General features: G+C 69.8%; 8 protein-coding genes. 4 read left to right on the top strand and 4 right to left on the bottom strand.

The genetic code is table 11. The features are described from left to right. Positions 1-48: 48 nt before the first annotated feature. Positions 49-1,626, bottom strand: coding sequence for a glycine betaine/L-proline transporter ProP (proP, locus tag G3N92_RS25240; RefSeq protein ID WP_346778329.1), 1,578 nt, complete (start codon positions 1,624-1,626; stop codon positions 49-51). Positions 1,627-2,198: 572 nt separating this feature from the next. Here proP and G3N92_RS25235 point away from each other — a divergent pair. The 3 genes from G3N92_RS25235 to G3N92_RS25225 all read left to right on the top strand — a co-directional run bounded on the left by G3N92_RS25235 (position 2,199) and on the right by G3N92_RS25225 (position 6,120). After that, positions 2,199-3,290 carry a GlxA family transcriptional regulator gene (locus G3N92_RS25235; protein WP_241015012.1) on the top strand — a complete coding sequence of 364 codons (1,092 nt, stop codon included), beginning with the start codon at positions 2,199-2,201 and terminating at the stop codon, positions 3,288-3,290. A 376-nt stretch (positions 3,291-3,666) separates the two neighbouring features. Then, positions 3,667-4,575, top strand: coding sequence for an AraC family transcriptional regulator (locus G3N92_RS35090; RefSeq protein ID WP_241015011.1), 909 nt, complete (start codon positions 3,667-3,669; stop codon positions 4,573-4,575). A 390-nt stretch (positions 4,576-4,965) separates the two neighbouring features. Continuing rightward, complete coding sequence (locus G3N92_RS25225) at positions 4,966-6,120, top strand: porin (protein ID WP_206130321.1); 1,155 nt, start codon at positions 4,966-4,968, stop codon at positions 6,118-6,120. Between the two features lie 98 nt (positions 6,121-6,218). On the opposite strand, the gene G3N92_RS25220 is transcribed toward G3N92_RS25225, so the two are convergent. Together G3N92_RS25220 and G3N92_RS25215 are read right to left on the bottom strand one after the other, a co-directional pair. Further along, positions 6,219-7,379: an NAD-dependent formate dehydrogenase gene (locus G3N92_RS25220; protein WP_206130320.1), complete on the bottom strand. Its 1,161-nt coding sequence runs from the start codon at positions 7,377-7,379 to the stop codon at positions 6,219-6,221. Between the two features lie 201 nt (positions 7,380-7,580). Continuing rightward, on the bottom strand, positions 7,581-8,366 hold the full coding sequence (locus G3N92_RS25215) for an SDR family oxidoreductase (RefSeq protein WP_206130319.1): 786 nt from the start codon (positions 8,364-8,366) through the stop codon (positions 7,581-7,583). Positions 8,367-8,542: 176 nt separating this feature from the next. On the opposite strand from G3N92_RS25215, the gene G3N92_RS25210 reads away from it, so the two are divergent. Next, complete coding sequence (locus G3N92_RS25210) at positions 8,543-9,466, top strand: AraC family transcriptional regulator (protein WP_206130318.1); 924 nt, start codon at positions 8,543-8,545, stop codon at positions 9,464-9,466. A gap of 130 nt (positions 9,467-9,596) precedes the next feature. Here the strand turns inward: G3N92_RS25210 and G3N92_RS25205 are convergent, their stop codons facing one another. Then, positions 9,597-10,349, bottom strand: coding sequence for an SDR family oxidoreductase (locus G3N92_RS25205; protein WP_206130317.1), 753 nt, complete (start codon positions 10,347-10,349; stop codon positions 9,597-9,599). Positions 10,350-10,849 lie beyond the last annotated feature (500 nt).

The raw sequence follows: 10,849 nt of genomic DNA, 5'->3' as shown, positions 1-10,849 counted from the left end.
GCAGGAGATGTGAGAGTCAGACTAAAGGAGCAAAGACAGAGCGGTAGTCTAGAGTAGATGTTTACGAACGAGACGAGGACCGCCGAGATCTACACTGCCACCAACACTCTCTCCCGACACGCCGAGCTTCCGATCCCGCGCCGCCTCGGCCTGCGTCGCCACGCACGGTGCGGAGCCGGGCAGCGGCTGGCCGGCGCTCTCGCGCGCGGCCAGCACCGAGATCGCGCCGATCGCCGCCGCGCCCATCAGATAGTAGGCCGGCATCATCAGGTCGCCGGTGCGGCCCACCAGCCAGGCCGTGACGAGCGGCGTGGTGCCGCCGAACAGCGACACCGACACGTTGAAGCCGATCGCCAGCGCGCTGTAGCGCACCCGCGTCGGGAACAGCGCCGGCAGCGCCGACGGCATCACGCCGCAGAAGCACGACAGCAGCACGCCGAGCAGCATCATGCCCGCGAAGATCAGCCCGCCGTGGCCGGTGCGCACCAGCAGCAGCGCCGGAATCGCCAGCGCCGCCAGGCCGATGCAGCCGGCCAGCATCACCGGCCGCCGTCCGACGCGATCGGACAGCCAGCCGGCCGCGAGCGTCATCGGCATCATCAGCACCATCACCGCGAGCACCACCACCAGGCCGCGCGTCTCGTCGTAGTGCAGCGTGGCCGACAGGTAGTTCGGCAGATACGCGAGCGCCATGTAGTCGGTCACGTTGAAGATCAGCACCAGCCCCACGCACACCAGCAGCGCGCGCCACTGCCCCGCCAGCAGCGAGACGAACGATTCGCGCGGGCGCGCGCGTTCGAGCCGCTCGCGATGCTCGGCCTCCTTGCGGAACGCGGGCGTTTCCTCCAGCCGCGTGCGGATGTACAGGCCGATCAATCCGAGCGGCCCGGCCACGAAGAACGGAATGCGCCAGCCCCAGTCGAGCATCTGCGCGGGCGTCAGCAGCGAAGTCAGCGCGGTGACCGTGCCCGCGCCGAGCAGGTAGCCGGCCAGCGTGCCGAACTCCAGGAAGCTGCCCATGAAGCCGCGATGGCGGTCGGCCGAGAATTCGGCGATGAAGGTGGCCGCGCCGCCGTATTCGCCGCCCGTCGAGAAGCCCTGCACCAGCCGCGCGAGCAGCAGCAGCACCGGCGCGTAGATGCCGATCGACGCATACGACGGAATCAGGCCGATCGCGAACGTGCCGCAGGCCATCATGATCATGGTGGCGGCCAGCACGCGCTGGCGGCCGATGCGGTCGCCGAGCGGGCCGAACACCATGCCGCCGATCGGGCGCACCAGGAACGCGGCCGCGAACGTGCCGAACGTGGCGATCAGTTGCGCCGAGCCGCTCGTCGACGGGAAGAACACCTTGCCGAGCGTCACCGCGATATAGCTGTAGACGCCGAAATCGAACCATTCCATCGCATTGCCGAGCGCCATCGCGCCGACCGCGCGCTTGAGCAGCGCACGGTCGACCACGGTCACGTCGTCTCCGGCGAAGGCGGCGTCGCGCGGCGGTTGGCTGCGCCCGGCGGCCCGGTTGTCGGCTCGGTTGTCGGCTCGGTTGTCGGCGGCGGGCTGCCGGGATGCGCCCGGGCGCGTGCTTGCATGCTTGCCTCGCGGCTTGCGGGTCGAGTGGCTCACTGGCTCGCTCCTTGGAGGAATGGCGATGTGCGCCGCGCGGTGGCGCGGCCTTGTCTCGTCGTGCGGCGGCCGTCCCGCCGCGCCGACGCCACGAAAGCGCCCTGCCCTGCCTCGCTTCGTTACGCCTCGGCGCGACGCGGGCCGGGGGGGCCGCCATCGCCTGTTATCGGATACCGCATCTTGTCGCCCGAGTGTGCGCGACGCGGCCCGCGCGATCCTGCCCTGATGCGTCCCGAAGCCGACAGGAAACGACAGTGTTCTCGCCCCGCTTCCGCGCGCCGCCCGGCGGCGCTGCCGGCGCGTGGCGGGCTGGCCGCGCATGTGTCGGGAAATGGCAAGCGCCCGTCGAATTTCCTTGATCGCGGGCGCGCGTTTATCGCAATGATTCGGGGGTGACGCCGCCGACGATAACGGCGGCGACGAGAGCCCCGAAACCGCCGCGGCACGAGCCTGCCGCGCCGGCCCCCGGCTGTCCTTGCACGCCATGACAGGGCCGCTTCGAGGCGGCCTCCGGGCAGGCGTCGTCACGCACGACCCAACCTCTGGCACCGGCCCGCGCCGGTGTGGATTTCATGCCCGCACCCACGCTTCGCCACTTCGGTTTCCTGACGCTGCCGTCGTTCTCGATGATCGCGTTCTCCAGTGCAATCGAAGCGCTGCGCATGGCGAACTACGCCGACCGCAGCGAGCACTACAGCTGGACCGTCTACTCCACCGACGGCAGCGCCGTGCCGGCCAGCAACGGCATGATCGCGCGGCCCACGCGGCAGCTCGACTTCACCGAGCCGCTGCCCGATCTGATGATCGTCTGCGGCGGCACCCAGGTGCGCGACGCCGTGGACGCCACCGTGATCCACGCGCTGCGCGAGCTGGCGCGGCGCGGCGTGCCGCTCGGCGGCATCTGCACCGGCGCCTACGCGCTGATGGCGAGCGGCCTGCTCGACGGCTATCGCGGCACCGTGCACTGGGAAAACCTGTCGGCGCTGCATGCCGAATTCCCGGCCGTGCAGATCGTCGACGAGCTGTTCGTGATCGACCGCGACCGCGTGACCTGCACCGGCGGCACCGCGCCGCTCGACCTGATGATCGGCATCATCGCGGCCGAGCGCAGCCAGGATCTGGCCACGCGCGTGTCCGAACAGTTCGTGCTGCAGCGGATTCGCGGCGCGAGCGATCCGCAGCCGATTCCGGTCGACGCGCGGGTGGGCTTCTCGCGCGCCGAGCTGGTGGAGGCGGTACGGCTCATGGAAGCGAACATCGAGGAGCCGCTGCCGCTGGCCGATCTGGCGCGGCTGATCGCGCTGTCGGAGCGGCAGATGCAGCGCATGTTCAAGCACTATCTGACCACCTCGCCCACGCACTACTACCTGTCGGTGCGGCTCAAGCACGCGCGCGAGATCCTGCGCAACAGCGACGTGTCGATCTCGCAGGTCACGTCGCTGTCGGGATTCCGCTCGGCCTGCCATTTCAGCAAGGCGTATCGCGCGCAGTTCGGCCACGCGCCGAGCCAGGAACGGCGCGCGCCGAAAACCGGCGCGGCGAAGGACGGCGCGACGGACACGGCGAAAAACCCGGCCAAGGGCAGAAAGCGCGCAGCGGCGCGCGATGGCGATCCGGCAGACGGCAACGGCAACGCAGCGGACGTTTGCGTGCCGCACGTTTGAGCGTTTGAGCGTTTGAGCACCCGGGCATTCGAGCGTCCGGGAGTCGGCACACTTGGGAGTCCGAACGCTGGGGCATTTGTGCGTCGACATCCGAACGCCTGAACGCCTGAATATCCCAAAGCCCGATCATCCCAGCGTCCGAATATCCGCGCATCTGGCGCATCCGGCCAAGCAAACACCCGGCCGCCAAAGCGCACCGGCCAACGCGCGACTTCGATCACAGTCCCTCGCCCCGCACCGCGCGCACGCCAACTGTGCTGCTTTTCCCACGCGCAAGCTGACGCCGCCCGCGCCCGCGATCCGCTTCTATGCTGCATGTCGATGCGCTGCCGAGCCGCCGGCCCGGTTCACGGCGCGCGCGACCCAGGAGACGACGATGCCAACCGCCCCCCGCGACGCGCTTGCCGCGCCGCATGCGCCGCCCGCCGACGAACGGCGCTGGCGCGAGATGCCGCTGCCGCCTGTTGCAAGCCTGTGCACCCCGCCCGCGCTCGCGCCCCGGCCGCCGGCCGGCATCGTGATCGGCCACTGGCTCGACCGCCGCAGCCGCTGGCGCGAGCTGGTCGCGCCAGTGCTCGCGCGCCATTACACGATCAGCCTGCTGCTCGGCGCGGCCACCGTCGATTGCTACAAGAACGGCCGCCTGCTCGAACGCGGCACGGGCGGCCCCGGCGGTGTGCAACTGACCGCGCCCGGCGAATCGGTGCAATGCCGGTTTCGCGGCGAAAACGAGGCCTTGCACGTGTTCGTGCCGGCCGCGCTGATCGACGCCGAGTACGGCGCGGCCGCGCCGCCGCGTCTGGAAGACCCGGGCTTTCGCGTCGATCCGGTGCTCGCGCCGCTCGCACGCCGGTTGGCGGGCGGCGAGCGCGTCATGGCCGGGCAGCGCGACCCGTTGCTGGCCGGAATCGTGCGCCATGTGCTGACGCGCTATGCGCGCGAGCCGGGCCGGGCGTGTGCGGGCCTGTCCGCGCCGCGCCTGCGGCGCGTATTCGATTACGTCGAGGCGAACCTGGCCGAGCCGATCACGCTGCACGACATCGCGCGTCACGCCGGCCTGAGCCGCATGCATTTCGCCGCGCAGTTCCGGCTGGCGACCGGGCTCTCGCCGCATGCGTTCCTGACGCAGCGCCGCATCGAGCAGGCCAAGCGCCTGCTGCGCGACGGGCTGCCGATCGTCGAGGCCGCGCTCGCCTGCGGCTTCCCCGGGCAGGCGCATTTCACGACGGTGTTTCGCGAGCTGACCGGCACCACCCCGCGCCGCTGGCGCATGCAGGCGCCCTGAGCGGATGCCGTGCATCGCGCGCGGTTAGCACACTGAAGAAACGATGCGTGGCAGCGTGTTGCGGGCGGGCCGCGAAAATTCGGAAAGCGTGAATTCCGGCGAATCGAACAATGGCGCGGCGGTGCGTTTCGCCCGCGTCTCTCCGGCCGTGAAATGTGCCTCGAATCGAACGAATATGCCTTTATTAAAGGGGTTTTCGTAGATTCATCGGCTTCGCTCCATGCATCCCAAGCCCCGCTGCGCCCTCCTTCATCGCAGCGAATCGACTGCGCCAGCGCCGTTCGCGCGCTCGCCGATTTGCATATCGCCAAGCATTGCTTAGGTACGCGAATCGTCGCCCCTAGCATGGCGATCCCGTTGACTCTTCGTGCCTTGCACGCCTTCGCCGCCATGCTGAACCGCTTCCTTCCCGCCGCCCTCGCGCTCGCCGGCCTCGCGCTGCTGAGCCCCGCCGCGCACGCGCAATCGAGCGTCGCGCTCTACGGCATCGTCGACACCGGCATCACCTACACCAACAACCAGCACGGCAAGGCCGCGTTCCAGGCCACCGCCAGCAACATCAACGGCACGCGCTGGGGCATCCAGGGCCAGGAGGCGCTCGGCGGCGGCTGGCAGGCGATCTTCAAGCTCGAGAACGGCTTCAGCATCGACACCGGCGCGCTCGGTCAGAACGGCCGGCTGTTCGGGCGGCAATCGTTCGTCGGGCTGTCACGCAAGGGGGCCGGCGCGCTCACGGCGGGCCGCCAGTACGACGTGGTGGTGGATTACCTCGGGCCGCTCGTGCTGACCGGCACCTCGTACGGCGGCGTGCATTTCGCACACCCGTACGACAACGACAACCTCGACAATTCGTTTCGGATCGCCAACTCCGTGAAGTTCGAAACGGACAGCCTGGGCGGCTGGCGCTTCGGCGCGCTGTACGGCCTCTCGAACGAGGCGGGCCGGTTCGCCGACAATCGCGCGGCCAGCTTCGGCGCGCAATACGTCTACGGCGGCTTCACGTTCGCGGCGGCTTACCTCGAACTCGACAACGCCGGCGCGGGCGCGCTCGACAACGCCTCGGGCGCGGTGAGCAACGACGCCACCTTCACGGCCGCACGCCAGCGCACCTGGGGCGCGGGCGCGCGCTATGCGTTCGGGCGCGGCGCGATCGGCGCTGTTCTCACGCAGACGCGCCTGCGCAACGCCACCGGCATCGGCGCCTACGCGTCGGGCACGACCAGCGGCATCGCGCTGACCGGCGGCGCGGCCCGCTTCACGAACCTCGAACTGAACGCGCGCTACGCGCTGACTGGGGCCGTGACGCTGGCCGCCGCCTACACCTACACCGACGGCCAGCTCGACGGCCGCAGCCCGAGATGGCATCAGGCCAACCTGCTGGCCGTGTACAACTTCTCGAAGCGCACCAACGTGTATCTGCAGGCCGTCTATCAGCACGTGGGCGGCATGGACGGCACGAACATCGGCGCGGGCATCACCGGCCTCGCGCAATCGGGCGCGAAGCAACAGGTGGCGGCCACCCTCGGCGTTCGCCATGCGTTCTGACGAGCGGCGCGCGATGCACGACGCACGACGGCCGGCGGCGCGAGATGCGCCGCCGGCCGTGCTCGTGCTCGTGCTCGTGCTCGTGCTCGTGCTCGTGCTCAGTCGAGCTTGTACGAACCCGCGCCGGTGCCAGCCAGTGCGCCGCCGTCGACGATCAGGTATTCCGGGCGGATCGCCTGCTTGCCGAAGAAGCATTGCAGGATCTCCAGCGTGCCCGCCGCATAGCGATGCTGCGCCGACAACGAGCTGCCCGAAATATGCGGCGTCATCCCTTCGTGCGGCATGCGCCGCCACGGATGATCGACCGGCGCGGGCTGCGGATACCAGACGTCGCCCGCGTAGCCGGCCAGCTTGCCCGATTCCACCGCGCGCACCACGGCATCGCGGTCGCACAGTTTGCCGCGCGCGGTGTTGATCAGGTAGGCGCCGCGCTTGACGCGCTCGAACATCCGGTCGTCGAACATGTGCTCGGTGGACGGATAGAGCGGGCTTTGCAGGTTGATCACGTCGCACACCGCGACCAGCGATTGCGGCGTCTCGTGATAGGTCAGGCCGAGTTCGCGCTCGATCTCGTTCGAGAGGCGGTGCGGATCGTAGTAATGCAGCTTCACGTCGAACGGCTTCAGGCGGCGCAGCACCGCCAGCCCGATGCGGCCCGCGCCGATCGTGCCGAACTGCATGCCTTCGAGGTCGTAGCTGCGGCTCACGCAATCGGCGATGTTCCAGCCGCCGTTGGCCGCGTATTGATGCGACGGCAGGTAATTGCGCACCAGCGACAGCGTCATCATCACCACGTGCTCGGCCACGCTGATGCTGTTCGAGAACGTGACTTCGGCCACCGTCACGCCGTGCTCGGCCGCGGCCTTCAGGTCGACGTGGTCGGAGCCGATGCCGGCCGTCACCGCGAGCTTGAGCTTCTTGGCGCGGGCGATGCGTTCGGGCGTGAGGTACGCGGGCCAGAACGGCTGCGAGATCACGATGTCGGCATCGGCCAGATGGCGGTCGAAGTTCGAATCGGCGCCGTCCTTGTCGCTCGTCACGATCAGTTCGTGGCCCTGACTTTCGAGCCAGGCGCGCAGGCCCAGTTCGCCCGACACGCAACCGAGCAGCTCGCCGGGGCGGAAGCCGAGCTCGCCCTTCGGCGACGGCACCGTCTGCCCGTTCGGGTAGCGCTCGATGTTCGGAATGTCGTCGCGCGCGTACTTCGGCGGGTAGCCGGTGACGGGATCGGGATAGAGAACGCACAATACCTTGGCCATCTGAATCTCTCCTGGTTGGTCGTCCGTTGCAGTGCCTGTCTGCAAGGTGAAACCAGTCTGCCAAGTTCGCGCGCCCGAAAATTCCGGAATCGCACGGTTTGGCCGCGCGCCGGATCGCCCCGAATGCGCAGCGCCCGCCGCGGCCGGCCAGGTTGCACCGGCCGCGGCGGGCGGCCCGCGTTCCGTTCCGCAGCGCGGCGTTCAGGGCAGCATGCCGCCCGACGCCTCGATGCGCTGCGCGTTGACCCAGCGGTTGTCGTCGGCCAGCAGCGACGCGATCATCGGGCCGATGTCGCCGGCCTGGCCCACGCGGCCGAGCGCCGTCATCTCCGAGATGCGGCGGTTCAGTTCGGGGTTGTCGCGCACCATGCCGCCGCTGAAATCGGTGGCGATCGCGCCGGGCGCCACGGTATTCACGACGATGCCGCGCTCGCCGAGCTCGCGCGCCAGATAGCGCGTCAGCACTTCCACCGCGCCCTTCATCGACGCATAGGCGCTGCTGCCCGGGAACGAGAAGCGGGTCAGGCCCGACGAGATGTTGACGATGCGCCCACCGTCGTTGATCAGCGGCAGCAGTGTTTGCGTCAGGAAGAACACGCCCTTGAAGTGGACGTTGTAGAGCGCGTCGAGATCGGCCTCGGTCACGCTTGCGAACGGCGCGTGATGCGACGTGCCGGCGTTGTTGACCAGGTAGTCGAAGCGCGTCTGGCCGAGCTGCGCGAGCGCCTCGCTCACCTTGCCGGCGAACGCCGCGAACGCGCTCGTGTTGCCGGTGTCGAGCTGCAGCGCGATCGCGCGGCGGCCGAGCGCGGCCACTTCGGCCACCACCTTGTCGGCTTCGGCCGAATTCGAATGCCAGGTAAAGATCGAATCGACGCCGCGCCGGGCCAGATTGACGACGGTGTCGCGGCCGAGGCCGCGGCTGCCGCCGGTGACGATGGCGATCTTGCCGGTTTGCACGGCGACGGGGGAAGTGTGTTGGGACATGTCGACCTCGTTGTCGGGTAAGAGAACACGAGATCCATCGTAAGGCGGCCCCCCGGCCGCGGTGAATGTCGGAAATCGACAATTTCTTGCCTGATCCTGCTCGATCGCGCGACGCCGGCCGGCTTGACGTTATGCTCTCGTCACGCGCTTACCGCGCCGCCCGCCAAGGACGCACGATGAAAACCCAAGCCCTGCTCGACGTGGTCCGTCACCATATCGACCGCCAACCCGCCGCCCATCTGTACAGCACCGCGATCGACAGCATGCTGATCACGCGCGCCACCGAGGATCGCCCGCAAAGCCACCTGCTGTTCCGGCCCGCGCTGTGCATCGCGTTGCAGGGCGCGAAGCGCACCACGTTCGGCACGCGCGATTACCTGTATCGCGCCGGCGAGGCGCTGGTGGTCAGCGTGGAAATGCCGGCCGTCGGCCAGATCGTTCAGGGTACCGAAGCAAAGCCGGCGATCGCGCTCGTGATCGGGCTGGACATGGCGGTGATGCGCAGCGTGCTCGAAAGCTTCGAGGCGCCGCCGCCCGCACGCGATCACGCGGGGCCGGGCGTGTTCGTCGAATCGCTGCGGCCCGAGCTGGCCGAGTGCGCGGCGCGCGCGGTGCGCATGCTCGACACGCCGCATGCGATTCCGGTGCTGTATCCGGGCATCATGCGCGAGCTGTGCTACTGGCTGCTGGCCGGGCCGAACGGCGGCGAGATCGTCGGCATGCTGCTCGCCAACGGGCAGGCCGAGCGCGTGGTGCGCGCGGTGCATGCGCTGCGCGACCGTTTCGACAGCTCGATCAGCATCGACGAGCTGGCGCAACTGGCGCGCATGAGCCCGTCGGCGTTTCACCGGCAATTCAAGGCGCTGACGTCGATGACGCCGCTGCAGTATCAGAAGCAGCTGCGGCTGCTGGAAGCGCGGCGCATGATCGCCAGCGATGCGGTGAAGGTGGAGGAAGCGGCGTTCAAGGTGGGCTATGAAAGCGCCTCGCAGTTCAGCCGCGAGTATTCGCGGATGTTCGGCACGCCGCCGAAGCGCGATGCGGCGGTGCTGATCGCGGCGCGGCGCGAGGGGCGCGGGGTGGAGGCCAACGCGGCTTGAGGCCGGCGGGCGGTGCCGATCGCGCGCGGCGCGAAAGGCGCGGCTTGAAGGCCCGCGCGGCAGGCAACCGGCGCGGAGCGCGCCAACCGGGCCGCGTTCGTCGCGCCACGCCGTTCGTTCTCGGCCGCGCTTACAACGCCCGTACGTCCGTCACCGTCTCCGTGCCGAACGTCTCCCCCAGCGCGTAATCGAGCAGCTTGCGCGCGGCGTCGTCGGGCGTGGTCAGCGCGCCGCTGGCCTTCAGTTGTTCGAAGCGTTCGAGCTGCGGGAAGCGCGCGGCGTCGGTGCCGCGAATCGTCGCCTGCATGTCGGTATCCACCACGCCCGGCGCGACGCTCGCGATCCGCAACGGCCCGTTGGCGTCGAGCGCCACGGCGCGCGCATGGTGATCGAGCGCGGCCTTGGTCGCGCAATACACGCTCCAGCCGGCATACGCATTGCGCGCCGCGCCGCTCGACACATGCACGATGCGCCGCTCGAGCGCGCCGTCGCCGAGCTTCGCCACGGCGCTCGCGAACAGCAGCGGCGCGGTCACGTTGAGGCCGACGGCCAGCGCGATCGCCTCGGGCGTTTGCGTCGCGAGCGGGCCGATCGGCTCGACCGTGCCCGCATTGTTGATCAGCAGCACGCAGCGCGCGCCCTGCGCGAAGCGTTCGAGCGCGCCGCTCGCGAGCCACGCGGCGAGCTTCGCCGGATCGGACAGGTCGAGCGCCGCCTGCGCGAAGCGCTCGCCGAATTGCGCCGCCAGGTGCGGATGCGTGCCGCGCGACACGCCGAGCACGGCCGCGCCGCGTTCCAGCAGTTGCGTGGCCAGCGCGGCGCCCAGGCCGCGCGTGTGGCCGGTGACGATGGCGCGGATCGGAGGCAGGGAGGTATCGGTCATGGCGGAATCTCGGTCTGGCTTGAGGGGAGCGCGCCGGAGCGCGGGCAGGCCGTTATCGTAGCGACGCGCCGCGCGGGCGGCAATCGTGGGCGGCAATCACTGGATGGCAATCGCGGGCGACCATCACGGGAGGCCATCGCGGGATGGCAATCCCGAGCGACCATCGCGGGCGGCCATCGCGGGATGGCAATCCCGGGCGACCATCGCGGGCAGCCATCACGGGATGGCAATCCCGGGCGACCATCGCGGGCAGCCATCACGGGATGGCAATCGCGGGCGGCAGCCCAAGCGCAAGCGTTCCGCAAGCCGCGCCACGCCCGGCGCGCTTTTCCGGCGGCGGGTAAGATGCCGCTTGCCGCCGATCGCCCGCCCCGCATGCCGCTGCCGGCTGCCGGCCCGCCCCGCGATCCCTGGCGCGCTGGCTGCCCGCGGCCGGCGGCCCGGCCCCGCCCCCCCTCCCGTGCCCGCCGCCGCCCCCCCCCGCCGCCCCACCCCATCTC

It is taken from the genome of Burkholderia sp. Ac-20379 (assembly GCF_017104645.1).
Lineage (GTDB): Bacteria > Pseudomonadota > Gammaproteobacteria > Burkholderiales > Burkholderiaceae > Burkholderia.
This window is presented reverse-complemented; position numbering and strand designations above follow the sequence as displayed.